At 44.1% G+C, this 16,880-nt stretch carries 14 protein-coding genes, 1 tRNA gene and 1 pseudogene; 6 read left to right on the plus strand and 10 right to left on the minus strand.

Annotation, left to right across the window (positions count from 1 at the left end; translation table 11 throughout):
• Positions 1 to 445 precede the first annotated feature (445 nt).
• Positions 446 to 613: a hypothetical protein gene (locus tag H3S94_RS09780; RefSeq protein WP_198240916.1), complete on the plus strand. Its 168-nt coding sequence runs from the start codon at positions 446 to 448 to the stop codon at positions 611 to 613.
• A 129-nt stretch (positions 614 to 742) separates the two neighbouring features.
• On the plus strand, positions 743 to 1,417 hold the full coding sequence (locus tag H3S94_RS09785) for a hypothetical protein (protein WP_198240917.1): 675 nt from the start codon (positions 743 to 745) through the stop codon (positions 1,415 to 1,417).
• A 288-nt stretch (positions 1,418 to 1,705) separates the two neighbouring features.
• Here H3S94_RS09785 and H3S94_RS09790 read toward each other — a convergent pair whose 3' ends face one another.
• The gene (locus tag H3S94_RS09790) at positions 1,706 to 4,966 is read right to left on the minus strand and encodes an efflux RND transporter permease subunit (RefSeq protein ID WP_198240918.1); all 3,261 of its coding nucleotides are present in this window, start codon (positions 4,964 to 4,966) and stop codon (positions 1,706 to 1,708) included.
• A complete protein-coding gene (locus H3S94_RS09795) occupies positions 4,966 to 6,243 on the minus strand; it encodes an efflux RND transporter periplasmic adaptor subunit (protein ID WP_198240919.1) in 1,278 nt (425 codons plus the stop codon). The genes H3S94_RS09790 and H3S94_RS09795 overlap by 1 nt, the downstream gene beginning before the upstream one ends.
• Before the next feature lie 367 nt (positions 6,244 to 6,610).
• Between H3S94_RS09795 and H3S94_RS09800 the strand changes: the two genes are divergently transcribed.
• Together H3S94_RS09800 and H3S94_RS09805 are read left to right on the plus strand one after the other, a co-directional pair.
• Entirely contained in the window at positions 6,611 to 8,134 is a 1,524-nt protein-coding gene (locus H3S94_RS09800; RefSeq protein ID WP_198240920.1) for a HAMP domain-containing sensor histidine kinase, read from the plus strand.
• A gap of 300 nt (positions 8,135 to 8,434) precedes the next feature.
• Positions 8,435 to 8,511, plus strand: a tRNA-Arg gene (locus H3S94_RS09805).
• A 369-nt stretch (positions 8,512 to 8,880) separates the two neighbouring features.
• Here H3S94_RS09805 and H3S94_RS09810 read toward each other — a convergent pair.
• From H3S94_RS09810 to H3S94_RS09830, 5 genes and pseudogenes are all read right to left on the minus strand, one after another.
• A pseudogene (locus tag H3S94_RS09810) lies at positions 8,881 to 9,260 on the minus strand (DDE-type integrase/transposase/recombinase); the annotation flags it as partial.
• A gap of 347 nt (positions 9,261 to 9,607) precedes the next feature.
• A complete protein-coding gene (locus tag H3S94_RS09815; RefSeq protein ID WP_198240921.1) occupies positions 9,608 to 9,940 on the minus strand; it encodes a hypothetical protein in 333 nt (110 codons plus the stop codon).
• Between the two features lie 357 nt (positions 9,941 to 10,297).
• Entirely contained in the window at positions 10,298 to 10,651 is a 354-nt protein-coding gene (locus H3S94_RS09820) for a hypothetical protein (protein ID WP_198240922.1), read from the minus strand.
• 796 nt (positions 10,652 to 11,447) lie between these two features.
• A complete protein-coding gene (locus tag H3S94_RS09825) occupies positions 11,448 to 11,939 on the minus strand; it encodes a hypothetical protein (protein WP_198240923.1) in 492 nt (163 codons plus the stop codon).
• Between the two features lie 57 nt (positions 11,940 to 11,996).
• Positions 11,997 to 12,215: a hypothetical protein gene (locus H3S94_RS09830; RefSeq protein ID WP_198240924.1), complete on the minus strand. Its 219-nt coding sequence runs from the start codon at positions 12,213 to 12,215 to the stop codon at positions 11,997 to 11,999.
• Between the two features lie 26 nt (positions 12,216 to 12,241).
• Here H3S94_RS09830 and H3S94_RS12005 point away from each other — a divergent pair, with 26 nt between their 5' ends.
• Positions 12,242 to 12,367 (plus strand): hypothetical protein, encoded by a 126-nt coding sequence (locus tag H3S94_RS12005; RefSeq protein WP_255520166.1) that lies wholly within the window; start codon positions 12,242 to 12,244, stop codon positions 12,365 to 12,367.
• A 10-nt stretch (positions 12,368 to 12,377) separates the two neighbouring features.
• Here the strand turns inward: H3S94_RS12005 and H3S94_RS09835 are convergent, their stop codons facing one another.
• The 3 genes from H3S94_RS09835 to H3S94_RS09845 all read right to left on the minus strand — a co-directional run bounded on the left by H3S94_RS09835 (position 12,378) and on the right by H3S94_RS09845 (position 14,295).
• Positions 12,378 to 12,890, minus strand: coding sequence for an aldehyde dehydrogenase family protein (locus H3S94_RS09835; protein WP_198240984.1), 513 nt, complete (start codon positions 12,888 to 12,890; stop codon positions 12,378 to 12,380).
• A 533-nt stretch (positions 12,891 to 13,423) separates the two neighbouring features.
• Positions 13,424 to 13,855, minus strand: a complete 432-nt coding sequence (locus tag H3S94_RS09840) for a carboxymuconolactone decarboxylase family protein (RefSeq protein WP_246786477.1) — start codon at positions 13,853 to 13,855, stop codon at positions 13,424 to 13,426.
• Entirely contained in the window at positions 13,852 to 14,295 is a 444-nt protein-coding gene (locus tag H3S94_RS09845; RefSeq protein ID WP_198240925.1) for a hypothetical protein, read from the minus strand. The genes H3S94_RS09840 and H3S94_RS09845 overlap by 4 nt, the downstream gene beginning before the upstream one ends.
• A 918-nt stretch (positions 14,296 to 15,213) precedes the next feature.
• On the opposite strand from H3S94_RS09845, the gene H3S94_RS09850 reads away from it, so the two are divergent.
• On the plus strand, positions 15,214 to 16,677 hold the full coding sequence (locus tag H3S94_RS09850) for a PLP-dependent aminotransferase family protein (protein ID WP_198240926.1): 1,464 nt from the start codon (positions 15,214 to 15,216) through the stop codon (positions 16,675 to 16,677).
• Positions 16,678 to 16,880: the final 203 nt, after the last annotated feature.

Consider the following 16,880-nt stretch of genomic DNA (forward strand, 5'->3'; position numbering starts at 1 on the left):
TCCATTTCGCTTGAAAGAAAATTCACCTTCACTGAAAAAATTCGGCGGGTCTTTTATTACGGCTCTTTTTTGCGCCCTCAATTGCGCCATCATAAGCGGGTTTTCTTGAGACCCCCGATAGACAATCGACAAAGCCGCCAACAGACCAGCAAATAGCTTATCTCTTAATCCTATTATCTTGACCCTGCCTCAAATAAATAAGGGGCGTTAACCACAGCCATGTGGACAACCTACAGCGTTCAATGAGGGACGCGGTTGCCACAAGGCTGCTAGGCCGCAAGCGTCCAGCCCTTCGGGTGGATAACGCTCCTATCGGCAGGGAAAGCCCTGGAGAATGTAACAAGGTAGAATGTTCCAGGGCGACACGGCCTTGCCGCTGCTCAAAATCGAGAACAACGGTCGAGATCGAGGCGCGTCGAGATCCAAGCATAGCGGAATCTCGTAAGTGAATTTTTTGAAACTAGCCGATCCTGCCGACCACAAAAAAATCAGCGGCCTTGCGTCACTGATCGTTACCCGAAAGGGACAAGACCACACATCCATGGCGGGGCTTGGGCATGGTTTTGCTATCGCTTCGCGCTGCCGGCACAAGCAAAATAGAGCAGGACGATAACAAACAACAAAGTCTTTTCGATTAGTGTTTTGTGTGATAAAATCCAAGCGTATTCATGAAGAATACATTATCGGATGCCGTGAAATCATGAGGATTAGCACTCGTCCATGATCGTCGTGGAGAGAGACAATGATTACATCTGTACATTCTTTATCCGGTGTGCGCGGAGAGATCGCGCTCAAGCTTATCACTGATATAGCGCAACCCGAAGCCGCAAAATCCAAGAAAAACGAAGAACCGACTGTAAAAGTAGGTGCTAATACGACTGTTTCCGACCGAACACAATCCGCAATTTCATCAATTACGTGGGACCCTAATAAAAAACCATCAGCTAAACAAGTTGCAAAGCTCGTTGAATATTACTCAACACATGATGAACCTATGAGTTATGATGCTATGATGATGATCCATTGCTCTGATTGGGCTAAAGTCAATCTAGAAGGTGGTCAAATAAATCAACGTGTGCCGTTGGATCTGTCGATCGATGAATTTAAGCAGCTTGCAAAAAATGTTATCCGCGCTCAATTAACCGAAGCTCGAAAAATGCTTGGTGATGAAGATGGTAGTTTCTCAAAACAACTAGCCGCTTTGAAAAACGGTAATTTTAAGATTTATACAAATGGAGAACAATCAGACCTATTCGGTTTTGCCAGAGTTGAAAGCACCTGGCATAACGGTGCTTTTGGATACAGCTGGAACGAGGACAATGTAGATCAAGATGTTGTTCAGCAAAAAATAAAAGACGGTTTAGGAATTGTACATTCACAAATAGGCGGTTTTGTTTTCACATTTACCTACTGGTAAATGTGCTTTTTGTTAAGTGAGAGGAGAATAATACGCGTATTTTACCTGCTGTTTTATCATCTATTGCTATTTTGACTGTTTCTATTGTGCCGCAAACAGTATGAGTGTGGGCATCCGGAATGCTGTTAAGGATGATAACGGCCGTACATATTCTGTAAGCCGGACAAGCCAACGGTGGTGCGGTTCTGGACAAACATGTGACGCACCTTCATCAATCAGTTTTGGCGGTTATGGTACAGCAACAAATCGCGGTACGTTTTTTTGTTTTTCTCGTATTGATCTCTTGTTTCAGCCGGTTGTTTTGGCATTTTGCGCGGCATTGAGCTCCTCCTCAAGCTCGAAATCCTCTTCGGCTTTCGGGCGGATGAAGCGGCCAAGCAAGAGATAGGTGACCGGTGTGACATAAAGCGTTGCAATGGTGGCAAGGCCAAGCCCGCCAACAATGACAAAGCCTAAAGAAATTCTGGCTTCTGCACCCGCACCGCTCGCAAGGATCAGCGGTACGCCACCAAGAATGGCGCAAATCATTGTCATTGATACCGGCCGTAAACGTATATTGGCGGCATTTTCCACCGCTTCGCGCAAAGTCTGGTTGCGGTTTCTGAGCTGGTCGGCAAATTCGACAATCAGAATGCCGTTTTTGGCCATGATGCCGACAAGCAGCACCAGCCCGATCTCGCTATAGACATTCAGGCTTACCCCGCTCACCATCATGGCAAAAACCGCACTGCCAAGGCCAAGCGGCACTGTTGCCATGACAATAAGGCCGGAAATAAAACTTTCAAACTGTGCCGCAAGAACAAGAAGAATAATGACCAATGCAAAGCCGAACACAATAATGAGGCCGGAAGAGGTTTCGCTCAATGTGGCAGCCTCGGCAAGCGGGATGATATAGCTTCCCGCGGGCAATATGGGTTTTGCAAGTTCGAGCGCCTGCTGATAGGCTTCACCGAGGGCAAAACCCGGTGCAAGACTTGCCGTCAAGGCAATCGAGCGCATACGCGATTCCCGTCCGAGTTCCGGCGGAACCGGCTTTTCTTTAACCGTTGTCACCACCGACATCGGCACAAAACGGTCATCTGCCGTTTTCATGAAAATATTTTCAAGATCGGTCGGGTCATTGACCGGTGTGCTATTCGACACAAGCTTCACATCATAGGAACGGTCGCCAATATAGACCGAGCCGATTTTGCGCCCGTCAAGCATGGATTGCACGGCATTGGCAAGTCCGGTAATGTCAATACCGAGATCGGTTGCCCTTTCGCGATTAATGTCGATGAACAATTGCGGCTGCGTTGCTTCAACACTCAAGCGCGGCTGGACAAAACGCGGGTCCTCCTGCATTTTCCTGACCAGCGCATCGGCAACCGGCTGGAGTTTGGCATAATCGGTGCCGAGAATTGCAAATTGCAAACCCTGTCCTGCCCCCCTGATGCCGAGCGAATTACCTTCGGCAGCAATGACACGCACAGCCGGAAAACCTTTCATAATTTGATTGATTTCCTGAACAATTTCCTGCTGGCTGCGGTGACGCTCGCCCCAAGGTGCAAGATTGAGCATGAGAAAACCGTTATTGGACGAGCCGAAAGTGCCTGATACCGAATAGGTATTGATGATTTCGCCCCTTTCTTTGAACGGTAAAAGCGCATCTTCTATTTTGCGCATTTCATCATTGAGATAATCGACAGAAATTCCTTGTGGCCCGTTGATGCGCAAAAACACCTGTGCGCGGTCTTCCGACGGGGTCAATTCCTGCCGCAAGGTCATGTATCCACCCGCACTTAAAACAACAAAGCCGATCGAAAGCAAAACCACAATCCACGGATGGTCAAGAGCACGGTGCAAAGTGCGGGCATAGAAATTCTGTAATATCTGGGCAAATTTTAAAAGCAATGCCGGTTTGGAATGCCCGTCGCTTAAGCCCTCCTGCCCGTTATTTTCCCGAACGCGCCGGTTTTCCTCACCGTTCAAATTTTCCTCACCGTTTAAATTTCCCTCATTATCGGCAATGTCTGCGGCAGGCTTTTTGACATCTTTCAGAAATCTTGAAGCAAGCATCGGGCAAAGTGTCAAAGCCACAATTGCCGAAAGCAGAATGGCAATTGCCAGCACAAAACCGAATTCGCGGAAAAGCCCGCCTGCCTGACCTGGCAAAAAGGAAATCGGCACGAAAACCGCAACAAGCGTCAGTGTTGTGGCAATCACAGCAAAAAACACTTCTCTTGTGCCGATAACGGCCGCAGCCCTCGGCCCTGCGCCAAGATTGCGGTGACGCACAATATTTTCCAGAACGACAATCGCATCATCGACCACCAGACCGGTTGCAAGAACAAGCGCAAGGAGGGTTAGAATATTGACCGAAAAACCGGCAAGATAAATAGCGGCAAATGTGCCGATCAAGGCGACAGGAATAGAAAGTGCGGGAATGAAAGTGGCGCGCAAATCCCACAAAAACAGAAAAATGATAACCACAACGCTTAAAACCGCAACAACAAGCGCCACCTCGACTTCGTGAATAGCGCCTTTGATAAAGCTTGCATCATCACTCGTTATGGTAATATGCACACCTTCAGGAAGTGTTTTGTTGAGATTGTCAACAGCCGATCTAATTCCTTCGGAAATATCGAGTGTGTTTGATTGTGCCTGCCGCACAATACCAAGCCCGACACCGGGTTTTCCATTCACACGCACAATCGAGGTTTCCACATCCGGCCCCAGAGTGACATTGGCAATATCGCCGATACGCACACGATTGTTGAGATAGACATTCTCGAATTCTTCCGGCGTGGAGATATTGGCAGTTGCTCTCACCACCAGCGCCTGACTGGAACTTCTGAGCGATCCGGCCGGCGCATCAAGTGCCATGTCGGACAGTGTTTTCGTGACATCGGCAATGGTCAGGCCGTAACTTGCGAGTTTTGCCGGATTAATGTCTATTCTGAAAATCTTGTCACGGTCGCCATTGACCTGCACATCCGCAACACCGGAAACCGCCGAAAGCGTGTCGACAATCTGGTCTTCGGTCAAAACCGTCAAATCATCGACACTCATTGTTGTTGACGTTACGGCAAGACGCATCACCGCATCGGCATTGGAATCTGCTTTGATAATGCGGGACGCATCGGCATCATCGGGTAAATCATTGGTAACACGCGAAATAGCATCGCGAATATCGGCTGCCGCTACATTGAGATCAACACCGTCATTAAATTCGACCGTTACCCGCGAGCGGGCAAAAGAGGAACGCGAGGATATGGTCTTGACACCTGAAACACGTGCCACCGCATCTTCAAGTTTCTGGGTGATTTCACGGTCGATTGTTTCAGCCGCCGCACCATCGAAATCGGTTGAGACTGTCACCACCGGACGGTCGACATCCGGCAATTCGCGCACATCAATGCCCTGAAGTGCGGCAAGCCCCGCCACCATGATGAGCACATTGAGCACAAAGGCCGACACCGGACGGCGGATAAAAAGCGCAACCAGCCCGCCTTTATCCTTTTCGCGATCCTTTTCGCGTTCACCGGATTTCTGAAAAGCGCCCGCCATTACCGGTTTGCTCCGTCAGGGATTTTCTTTTCGTTTCCCTTTAATTCTTGAGGTTCACCGGCTGCTTTCTGGGCTTCATCCGAAGTCCCGTCTGTTGCTTTTTCGCGTGGCTTACTATCGCCACCGGATTGTGCCGAACGATTATCCTGATTGCCGAGAGAAACGTTTTTTCCAACCTCTTTTGCCCCTTCATCCTGTAAAACATCGACGGCACTCTTATCTTGCAGATTTTGCACGCCCTTAGTGACAACAAGATCTCCTTGATGAAGTGCACCGGTGACCAGCACGGAATCCGCATTGCGCTGGACAATGCCCACCCGCACATGTTCCACAATACCGTCTTTCATTGGACCGTCTTTCATTGGACCGTTTTTCACGCGCCAGACATAAGCACCCTCGGCGTTCCACTGGATTGCAAGCGGATCGACAGCCGGATAAGGGTCACCCGGAAACGCAAGCGACACAGAAAAAGACATGCCCGACTGGAGAACACCGGAGGCATTATCGACTTCCGCACGAATGCGCAAAGTGCGGCTTTGTTCGTCAATCATATTGTCAATAGCGCTGATGCGGCCGACAAATTCTTCACCGGGGCGGGCAATAGATGTGGCTTTCACTTGTTGGCCGATTTTGATAAGCGGGGCAAAACGTTCAGGAACCCAGACATCAATCAGAATATGATCGCGATTATCTATGCGGGCGATTGTTGTATCGGATGTTACGTAATTTCCCGCGTCAACCGGTAAAATACCCACAATGCCGCTTACCGGTGCACGGATTGTGCGGCGATCGGCCGCAAGCTCGGCATCACGCAGTGCGAGCCTTGCCTTGTCGAGTGCGAGTTTCGCCGACAATTCCTGCACTTCGGTTGCCGTATTGGAGGAACGCAACTTGACCGTTCTTGCCATGGTCAATTCCGCGTCATTGACTTCCACTTTGGCGCGCTCGACGGCGATTTCTTCATTATCGGAATCAAGTTTTGCAACCGGATCGCCGACATTGACGTGCATTCCCGCACTCACATAAATCTTGTCCATTACGCCGCTCGACCAGGGGGTGACGGCAACGGTTGCAAGTGCCCTTCCTGTGCCGATTGCGCTTAAACGGTCATTGATGAGTTTTTGGCTTACCGGTTTTACAACCACTTCGTTGTTTTTAGAAGACGAGGAGGTAGCATGATCGTCGGTTTTCCCATTTTTTGAACCCTGCCAGACAAATAGTCCGACGACAATGAGAGCAAAAATAACAACAATGGCAATTTTCGACGGGCGTTTCATCGCGCAACTTTCATTAAAGGATAAGAAAATCCGATAATCTATTTTCTGGCATTCGTTTAAAATATTCTTTTGCTAACGCTTTATTTCAAGCGGCTTCTATGCCCCCATCAACCGGCGATCAAGCCCGTCAATCAGGTTTTTATGACTCTAATTCATGCAAAATAAGCGGTTTTTCGTCCAGTTAAATTTCGGTAATAATCGCAACTTCCGAAATTGCGGGCGGATAAGGGAAAAAACAATTTGTTCTTAATCAATGATTTTTATAGACTGGATTTAAAATGCGGGTTTTATAAGGCAGCATTGACTCGTTATTGGTCAGAACTGACGCGGCATTTTCGCCGATATGACGGTCGTCTGAAGAGGTTGAATGGCTAACGAAGAAATAACCGGCGAACAGACGCCTAAAACGACGGGCATGTCGCTTTATCGCGAGCATGAAAAAATCCCCTTCTACCGGCGTATGCGGGTTCGCCTGTTATTGCTGATTACGCTTTCGGTTTTCATCACTGAAATTATGGTTTTTATGCCCTCTATTGCCAGTATGCAGGAAAGCTGGCTTGAAGACCACCACCAATCGGCAAAAGCCATCAGCATGATTCTGGCTTCCAGCCCCGAAATCACCTTAAGCCCGAACTTGCAAAAAAATGTTCTGACCGCCACCGATGCTTTGGCCATCAGCATTGTCAGAAATGGTGAAAAAATCAATCTTGCCACATCGCCGGATTTGAAACACGTCAATGAAACAATCAACCTTCCCGACTATAGCGAAACCAAAGCCCTTCTTGATTCTCTCACAACGCTCTATTTTGGCGGCAATAATATTTTGCTCCTTCGCGGTCCTATCGAAGGAACCAACATTATCCTTGAAGTCACCGTCGCCGACGCGAAATTGCGTCAGGCAATGATCGATTTTTCCTGGCATTTTGTTGTCATTTCGCTCACCATTGCGATTGTTGCAGCAACGACAATTTACCTCATCGTCCACGAACTTCTGGTGCGCCCTTTACAAAGCATCTACACCAATATGCTCGATTTTGTGATGGAACCGCATAATCCCAGCAAAATTCTGGTGCCCGAACCGCGCCGTGATGAATTGGGAATGACACAAAAACGTATTTCGGTTATCGAAAGCGAATTGCAAAAAAGCTATGCTCACCAGAAACATCTGGCCAATCTGGGGCTTGCGGTTTCAAAAATCAATCATGACATGAGGAATATTCTGGCTTCCGCGCAATTGATGTCGGACCACCTCGCCACGGCAAAAGACCCTATGGTGAAAAAAATTGCACCGAAACTTATCCGCGCTATCGACCGCGCGGTCACTTATAGCCAGACTGTTATCACTTACGGGCGCACGCAGGAAGAAGCGCCAAAGCGTAAAAAACTTCTCCTTCACAGCCTTGTTGCGGATGTGCTTGAATCGCTCACCCTTCCCGGTTCCGATCAGGTCGAATTTGTGAATGATGTACCGGTTGATATGACGGTTGATGCCGATGAGGAACAACTCCACCGCGTTCTCACCAATCTCTGCCGCAATGCTGTTCAGGCCATGGTGGAGCGGGAAGATGGTGAAAATCTTCAAAACAAGCTCACCATTAGCGGACACCGTATCGACAATATGGCCATTATCGACGTTATAGACACCGGCCCCGGTGTGCCGGCAAAGGCCAAAGAACATCTGTTTTCACCGTTTCAGGGCTCGACCAGCCGCAACGGTTCGGGTTTGGGGCTAACCATATGCGAAGAGCTTATCCACGCCCTTGGCGGCACAATTTCACTCGTTGATGAAGATAGTGGCGGTGCACATTTTGAAATTCGCGTTCCCGATCTCCCCTCGCATGGTGATGAACGCCAAAGAAGCGAAAAAACACACCAACGCAACGATGCATAATTTTATGATAAAGCTTGAAGGCTTTCAATGAAGCCCGAAAAAGGCTTGCCATGATGTAAAAATGTGAACCACCGGCTCACTCGATGTTTTATTGACAAGCGTTTTTTAAAATAGGGATTTCCCGCGTTTCAGCCGCATATGAGCGAATTAACGACAAGAATGAACAAAAAAATAAATTCTTCTCTTGCATTTTTTTCACGAACCAATTAGGAAACCGCTTGTCAGTCGATTGAAGATGTTCAAATCCGGATGTCGGCAATGAAACTGGCTGGAAACACCGTTCCGGTGGTTTTCAAAAGTGCACCCGTAGCTCAGCTGGATAGAGCACCAGACTACGAATCTGGGGGTCAGGAGTTCGAATCTCTTCGGGTGCGCCATTTAAATTTTGGCATTTCACCATAGCTTCCAAACATCAATCTTTCCCATTTTTTAAAAACAACCCCCAATCCGTACTATTTTGAAAAATATGTAAGGGAAATTTTTATGGATAATGCTTTCAATCAATTATGATTTGAAACCATCCTTCAATTTCCTTCCAAAAACTTCCCGTCTGAAATTCTGTTATCTTTCCGAGGCAGAGTGGAAAAACAGCATTTGATTTATTGGAGCATAAACAGCAAATGGGAGAGATCAATTGCACTCGTCATGAATGCCTTTAAAAGACGTTCCTTCGTCCTTTTTATGAAGCTTCCGGATGTAATGGTGGAACCGACTGACGTCGTGCTATGACTTTCACTTCGCACGATCTTTAGTACTGCCGTGACGTCCATCGACGTAAATTGCGAGCCTTTGTCGGTGTTGAATATGTCGGGTTTACAAAAATGTGCAAGAGCCTCTTCGACTTCATCTATTGAGAAAGCGGTTTCCATCGTGATTGATAGTCTTGATGGATAAAACCCGTCGGCTAAACCTGTCCACAACGGCACAAAGATAAACAAAATACGCGCCATCGGATTTTAGCTCATGTCCACCGCCTGGACCTGATTAATCCGCGTTACTGCCAGATGCCGCAACAGATAGGGATGAACTTCGTGACCGGTGCGGGCTTCTAGGTGTTAGGCCGCCGTCATATTGCTTCTATAGCCTTTTTCTTCACGAGCTTGGCAATATGCAGTTGCGCGACTTCACCGCGCTAAAATCACCACGGCGAATGTGTCTCGTCTTTAAGGGTAACCCTAGGCCTGAGTGCAACTTTGTTTTGACAACGCCTGTAAAGGCCATGAAAATAACTCAGAATTATGGGTGATATGTCACATGACACCCTAATCGTTCACAAAGCTTTTCGCTTTTTTTTACCATAGCCGGTTTTTCTTGAGACGACGTCGCAGTGGTTTGTTGACAAGCGGTGAGAAACAGACCCGAAACGATGAACACAAATATAGTTATTGCACGTTTTTTCATTTTAACAACAGTCCTAATAAAGATAATTTTTCTACATGCTGAATAATTAAAAACCAACCGATAACAACTGTTTTACTTTAGCGCGTCACTAAAACCAAAAGCGCAATTAGCTCCTCTCGAATAAGTATCCAGCCTTGTGATTTTGCCGTGCTCGTCATAAAACGCGCGGGCTTGACAATAAGCTAACTCATATCCTGTAGGTGTACTTTTTTGAAAAGATCGTTCCCAGTATACATATTTTTCTCCCTTTTTATTTTGTGCAACATGGAATGGACCTAACCGTTTAATGATATTTTCGATAGGTTGCCCACGCCATTTATCTTGAATTTCCTGACTAAAGTTGAGAGAAAGCCAACAGCCACTCAGCATAAGGACGACACATAAAAGAGATAAAAATTTTCTCATTGAATCTTCACCTTGGATTATTTTTTGATAATATCATTTTCATGCATGAACGACACTTGTAAGAACTTTCGCTTTTTATCTCATTGCCCTTATCAGCATCAGTAATGCGCAAAGCCTCACCTTTAAGGCTCGAACAAAATGCATTGCACACTGTATAAATACCATAACCGTGGGCAGAATACTGAATTCTACTTGTTATTTCTTGTTAATTGGCTCATAAGCCTCAAAACAGTAATTAACGCTCAATGCCAAACAACCGCCAACCTTTATCCCTAACCGAATGATCAGCGGTTGTTTTGTTTTTCATTTCAATTTCCTCAAAAAATATACGAATTGTAAAATACAATTTATACTTTTTTAATAAGCGCCTCTCGCCTCACAAATGGGAACTTTTGGATTATGAAAGTTTCTACAAGACTTTATCGCTCTGGTTCCATCCTTAGGAAAATATCCTTGATCTTCCATACAAAACAATGTTTGAAAGGCGATATTCAGTCTAACATTTGGGTCGAGCTTTATATCATCTGGATAGCGTTTTTCACATTTGTCATATGCATCAGCTATTTCTTCTGGTGTTGCGCCTGGCTTTTGATACCATGCAGCATCAGATAGTCGAGGTTGAGTTACATAATCAGGGTCGAACACAGTACCACAACCACTAAAAACACTTAATGAAGACAAGCATAGTAATGTAATAATTTTATTCTTCATATTTGTTTCCACATTTTAAAACTAGCGTCCTTGAGCTTTGATATTTGTCGATATTGCATAACCATAATTATCACACCAGAGCCAGGTAATGGGGTTTAAGCGCCGAAGAGCTGCAGAAACTTTTTAATTGCCTCAAAAACTCGGCATAAAACACTAGCAAAAAACCAAGGTGTCAATCTATAAAAGTAAAAATGCCTCAAATATTTTTTATTATGCGAGGCTATAATAATGGCATGAACAGCCGACAGAAGAAGAACGTTAAAGCGGTTTCATACCGACATTTTTCCTTATTGTCATAAGCTATAACAGCTAAAGCACACAACAAAACAGGTCCATAATAATGAACATCAGTATTGGATAAAACGCCTGTCTCTCCACGTTTATCAAGTGCTGCCATTGCATTAAACCAAGTCATTGAACCACGGCTATGCCCATAAAATTTCCAGACCTTGCAAGTCCTATTGTTCACCACAGCCTGTCAAAGCGGTATTAGAATTTGTCATAGACCGAAATTCATTTTCAAGTATTTTTTGATAAACATAAACCATCATTACAGGAATAAACGAATTGGTTTTTTGGAAAAACCCGAAATATATAAGACAATCAACAACACTAACATGCTAATAAGCATATCGGGCTGAATATTGAGGTTACCATTTTTTGATTCCGAAGGCAGATTGCAGCATCTCCGTTCAGTTATGAAACGCAATTGATGGTAAAGGAAACGAATTGAATATGTTAAACCGTAAATGAGGCCAACTAAAACCCGCCTGAGTAAATAACTCAATGAGGTTTATCAGTTAGGTATCCAGTAATTATCTCTTTTTATCCCGTGTTTCTTATCATATTCATACAACGCAGGATTTACTATATATTTAAGTTTGTTCAAATTTCCTATAGCCGGGCATCTAACGCTTCCTGATTCAAGAATATCTTCCTCATAATAAATGCTTTGAATGATATCTTGTTCATTCGTCTTTGCTACAACCCTACATGTATCTCTATTAGATCTTTTCATATCAGTTGATCCTATATGGGTCTGATTAATTGGTGCATAAACCCATTTTTCTTCTCCCCATACCCAAATACCTAAACGTTGGTCATCCGGGCTACCCAAGTAGCGGTTTAAGGTTGAGGCAGGTTTACCCACAAAAGTTTGCAATATATCACGTTCGCTATCTGGTCTAGGACGATCCGGGTATAGAGACTCAAATCTGCTGTGGTGAGCTCCACATCCATACAGCACAACAATTGCCATTAGGCTAATAAATAAGTTTTTATAATACATTATAGCTTCAATCTATTCTGAAGATCCTTAAATAGAAGCTTCGAGATTATTGACCATTCAATTTCTGGCATTTTGATAGGCATATTTAGTGGCAATATCTAAACCTACACTACCTGCCAAACTAAAGATAATCTGTTGACTGATGCTTTGTGTAATAAGTTTCCCGGCTTGGCTATCGCCGCCATTTGTTGCTTTGACCATACTCTCAACGATAGCCCCAATAATAAGCCCTACTTTTGAAATGGGATATTTTGCGTCATCATTGCTCAAGATCATCAATGGAGCTTATTTGGAACAACTCAATGATTTCTGACCCGCACCACGCAATGAGGGATGCGCAAATAGATGCTTTTCTGTTAAGAGCTTTGCCCGGAACCATTATGGTCTATTCCGGCTCGACCACCTTAAGCCTAGACTTCCACACATAGATATTCGAACCTAGACTTCCACACACAGACATTTAAGCTCCGTATAGTCATCCAGACTGAAATGTGACCCTTCGCGTCCTATGCCTGATTGTTTAATGCCTCCGAAAGGCGCCGTTTTTGTTGAAATAACACCGGTATTAATTCCGACTATGCCATATTCAAGTGCTTCGGCGACACGTATTATTTTCGAGTAATCCCTGGAATAAAAGTAGGCTGCAAGACCGAATCCGGTATTATTGGCGGCTGCAATGACTTCTTCCACTGTGTTAAACTTGAAAATGGGCGCCAAGAAACCAAAGGTTTCTTCCCTTGCGACTTTCATGTTTGATGTGACGCCGGTCAGAAGTGTGGGAGCAAAAAAGTGACCTATTTTCTCCAATCTGTTTCCTCCCGTGACCAGAGTGCCACCTTTTTCCATAGCATCCTTTAGATGCTCTTCTACTTTTTCCCGCGCTTTATCTGTAATGAACGCTCCGATCCTCACATTTTCGCAAAAACCGTTACCGACTTTAAAGGCGGCAATGCGCTCACTCGGCCAACTTCCATTTTCACATCAGCCGCGAAGGTTACGTCGATAATTTCGATCTTTTCAAGTTTTGCAATGTTTTTTAGATCAGGTCTGGCTATCCGTGATAATTCAGGAAAACCCGTTTTCTCAGCTTATTCACCAATGACACAAAAATAGATTTTGACACCAACATAGATTTTTCTCTGAATGAGAACATGTCCCGTTAATCAGCTATCGGGACCTGAAAAATGGATAAAGTTTGCGAAATAAACATCAACAAAAGACAAACAAACAATTTTGGAGCGCACTTATCGTCTTGAGACTAGCCCGCGACGTTTTTTACGACTTCATAAAAGAATTAATGAAAAGCTTTTTCGACCTTCCGCTCAAGTGCCGGCCATTTCTTTTTCAGGATAGATCTCGTCTTCATTCCTATCCGGACAAGCACTTAAAGTGCTTAAAAAAGAAATGGCCTGCACCTCATCTCCAAGCCGTGAATAACTTACGTCTTTTTTCAGTCAACTTTTCGACATTGGTCGTAATGCGCCTCACTGCCGCATGGAAATGGCAAGTCTGTTCATTCCGTTCATCAGCGATATTGCAAATGTGAGGTCTGATATTTCTTTGTCACTAAAGACCTTTTTTAATGCCTCGTACGACTCGTCATCGGCGTGGCTTGTCGATATGAGTGTTAGCTGTTCTGCCCAGTTCAGTGCCGCTCGTTCTTTTTCAGAATATTGATCGCTCACACGCCATCCGGCCACTTCAGCTATACGGCGCTGCGTTTCGCCATCTTTTAGCAGGGAATTTGTATGAAGATTAAGGCAATATGCGCATCCATTGATTTGAGAAACTCTGAGATAAACCAATTCAATCAGCTTTTGTTCGACAACGCTTTTCTCAAGGGCGACTTTCACGGCTCTAAAACCACTCATAAGTTCCGGCGATAAGTCAAAATATTTTAATCTGAGATTTTTCATGTTCTCTTCTCCTTATTATCATTATAGTCTGCAAAATATATTAATAACGAAATCGCGAAACAAACAATAACATTGAAATTAATCATCATTTTTATACTTTGAAAAAGTGACATACTTAGCAAAAATAATATTAATAAAAATATATTTGCAATGTTAATGAATTTGTTCTTCGTGTTAATAATATAGGCTAAAGCTATTAATGCCTCTAAAACTGTGACCACCCAACCAATAACAGGAATCATGTTTTCCGGAGCCCAGGGACACAGAGTCGAAACATGTTTAAAAAATTGGGTCATCGAGCCCCATGAAACACCTGTTTCACCAAAATGACCCCAAAAACCGAAACGGTCGAATACAGCCGAAAGATAGCTGATAGCCAAACTGACTTTAGCAAAATATATGCCCCGATTTTGCAGAGGCAATTCAAGAAAGTCAAACATGCATTACCGTATTCTAAAATTCTGTGAATGAAACAATGTCGCAAATGCGCTTGTTGCGATAGGGACATATCGGGACAATTTGATAGTGACATTTGAATTTTGGTTTCAGACACAAAGGATGCATTTCTATAAAAATTTCTATGGGGATTTCTACAAAACAAACGTAAGATTCTGTTTCTTGTCTTTTTAATCAAAAGCGCTGTCATGGAAATTACGAATCCCCAAACCTACAAATCAGGCTCTTTTTCAACACTTGGCATCGTAAAATAACATCAAGAGAAGTGGTTCCGTTTGTTTGAACAGTTTGATGTGTTTTTGGCGGGCTTCATGACCCGTTTATGCAGCCCCCCCCTTATCTGGCAGCATAGTGAAGTAAACCTTTTCAGGGTTTGTGGTCGTTCAGGGCTTCTGGTCGTTCAGGGGGTGTGGGCGTTCAGGTCATCTGGTCGTTCAGGGGTTGTGGTTAAGGAATGAAGGTGGGCATCGGCTTCCATAAAAATTCGGCTATCGGCTGATAGCAGCACGTTCACGAGCCAGAGCCAGAGCCTCGCCCGTATGAAGACGACCCTCCTCATATTTAACGAAACATCAAAGAATTGCCAAATCGCCAAAGTCGCTCGACAAAAACGTTGTCCCGCCGAGCTTCCCTGCCATTCATCGAGATCATCTCACCGGCTTCTTGAAGAATGCCTGTTCCTCCAACCGAAGTCGGCAAACCGGATTGTGATGAACCGTGATCGTTTCGTCATGATAATCTTTTATTCGAGGCGAAAGTCAAAATCGGGCAGAAAAATTCGCTCTCGCGAATGTCAAGTTTTCGAGCGACTTCTCACCGGTTTGACCATTCAATTCTAAATATCTATTGATTACTGTCATTGATTGTTATGAATGAAGATGTTTCTGACGGCGAGGAAACGAATGTCAAACGAGCTTATAAACATAGACGCGATGGACACAAACTCTTCGCCAAAATCGTCCCGCGCAGGAATTGGTGATAGCCTCTACCAAAAGATCATTGCATTAATCGATAACGGTACTTTTCAGATAGGACAGCGCGTACCCTCGATCAGGGCGCTTTCGCGTGAACTGGGGGTTGGAAAAAACACCGTCGAAAGCGTATATAGTCGTCTTATTGGAGATGGTTATCTCGTCTCCAGAGGGCCTGCCGGCACATATGTTGCAAGCCTTTCCCTCGCCCCTGAAAGCCTACACACGAAGGCTGCGACCAATTCCGCAAAACATCAGTCCATTTATGCCGAAGGAACGACCTTCAAAAAGCTCCAGATCGGTTTACCGGCTATTGATTTATTTCCCGCAAAATATTGGAGTAGTCTTTCAAAGCGAAAGATTGCTGAAACCCATAATGCGTTGTTTTACCCACTTCCAACAGGGCTAAAAAAATTAAAAGAAAGCATCACACGTTACGTCGGGCTGTCCCGTGGAATCGTTTGTGAACCCGATCAGGTCTTCATCAGTAGCGGATTTCGCGGCGCCTTGAATCTCATTATGCAAGCTCTTGGTGAACCGGAAGACACAGTATTTTTAGAAGACCCGTGTTTTCCGCCCGCTTTGGATATTGTTAAAAGTTCGGGTACACATATTGTCGCTGTTCCTGTCGATCATAACGGAATGCAAATTTCAGATGCTTTAAAAAACCATCCCGACGTTAAATTTATTATCGTCACAGCCAATCATCAAAGCCCCCTCGGTTACGTTCTGGGAGATGATAATCGAAACACCTTATTAGATTGGTCTGAGAAAAATGGTACATTTATAATAGAAGACGATTACGATAGTGAATTCCGATATGATAACAAACCATTACCGGCTCTTGCCAGTCTCAATAATCATAGAAAAGCCAATATGATCTATATTGGTAGTTTCAGTAAATTAATTAATCCTGACTTACGATTAGGCTATTTTATTGTTCCAAAGTATATGGTTACCAAAATAACCGATTTTTATCAAAAATGGATAGATGGATTTCCAATATTAACCCAATCTGTATTATCCGAATTTATGGATTCTGGTAATTTTGCCAAACATTTGAACAAAATGAGGCTTAATTATAAAAAAAGGCAAATATTTTTACAAAATGCATTGAATAGATATGTTTCCGACATATTCCATGTAAAAAATTTCAATCACGGACTTAACACATTATTACTGTGCAAAAATCGTGTTGAGTGTGACGATCTGAAATTAATGACAATTGCACAAAAAGAAAATTTTGGAATTGGATGCATTTCAAACCGTCAAATAGAAAGAAGAGATTTGAGCGGATTAATATTATCCTTTTCTAATTTGAAAACACAGGAAGAGGCATATAAAATAATCTCGGATTTTAATCAGGTCATCAGACCATATGTTTCTTCCAAATAAATATTTTTATATTTCAACATATGCTCCATTTTTGATTTATTTAAAAAAGTTATTCTGCGTGACGTTTTGTCAAATTACCGCTGCAATTAAACAGAATTTCGAGACTTTCATCTGTCGAAACGGCTTTTTTTCGAGAACCTTGTGACCTCATGAGAAGCTTTTCAGCCTCTAAAGCGTGGCTTGATAAAAATTCTGTTTCTCCC

Source organism: Bartonella sp. B10834G3, assembly GCF_016102505.1.
Taxonomy (GTDB): domain Bacteria; phylum Pseudomonadota; class Alphaproteobacteria; order Rhizobiales; family Rhizobiaceae; genus Bartonella; species Bartonella choladocola.

What these genes read in the sequence shown, in the direction of transcription:
- H3S94_RS09785 (WP_198240917.1), top strand. Translation starts at nt 743, where the DNA reads ATGATTACATCTGTACATTCTTTATCCGGTGTGCGCGGAGAGATCGCG.
- H3S94_RS09790 (WP_198240918.1), bottom strand. Translation starts at nt 4,966, where the DNA reads ATGGCGGGCGCTTTTCAGAAATCCGGTGAACGCGAAAAGGATCGCGAA.
- H3S94_RS09795 (WP_198240919.1), bottom strand. Translation starts at nt 6,243, where the DNA reads ATGAAACGCCCGTCGAAAATTGCCATTGTTGTTATTTTTGCTCTCATT.
- H3S94_RS09800 (WP_198240920.1), top strand. Translation starts at nt 6,611, where the DNA reads ATGGCTAACGAAGAAATAACCGGCGAACAGACGCCTAAAACGACGGGC.
- H3S94_RS09815 (WP_198240921.1), bottom strand. Translation starts at nt 9,940, where the DNA reads ATGAGAAAATTTTTATCTCTTTTATGTGTCGTCCTTATGCTGAGTGGC.
- H3S94_RS09820 (WP_198240922.1), bottom strand. Translation starts at nt 10,651, where the DNA reads ATGAAGAATAAAATTATTACATTACTATGCTTGTCTTCATTAAGTGTT.
- H3S94_RS09825 (WP_198240923.1), bottom strand. Translation starts at nt 11,939, where the DNA reads ATGTATTATAAAAACTTATTTATTAGCCTAATGGCAATTGTTGTGCTG.
- H3S94_RS09830 (WP_198240924.1), bottom strand. Translation starts at nt 12,215, where the DNA reads ATGATCTTGAGCAATGATGACGCAAAATATCCCATTTCAAAAGTAGGG.
- H3S94_RS12005 (WP_255520166.1), top strand. Translation starts at nt 12,242, where the DNA reads ATGATTTCTGACCCGCACCACGCAATGAGGGATGCGCAAATAGATGCT.
- H3S94_RS09840 (WP_246786477.1), bottom strand. Translation starts at nt 13,855, where the DNA reads ATGAAAAATCTCAGATTAAAATATTTTGACTTATCGCCGGAACTTATG.
- H3S94_RS09845 (WP_198240925.1), bottom strand. Translation starts at nt 14,295, where the DNA reads ATGTTTGACTTTCTTGAATTGCCTCTGCAAAATCGGGGCATATATTTT.
- H3S94_RS09850 (WP_198240926.1), top strand. Translation starts at nt 15,214, where the DNA reads ATGTCAAACGAGCTTATAAACATAGACGCGATGGACACAAACTCTTCG.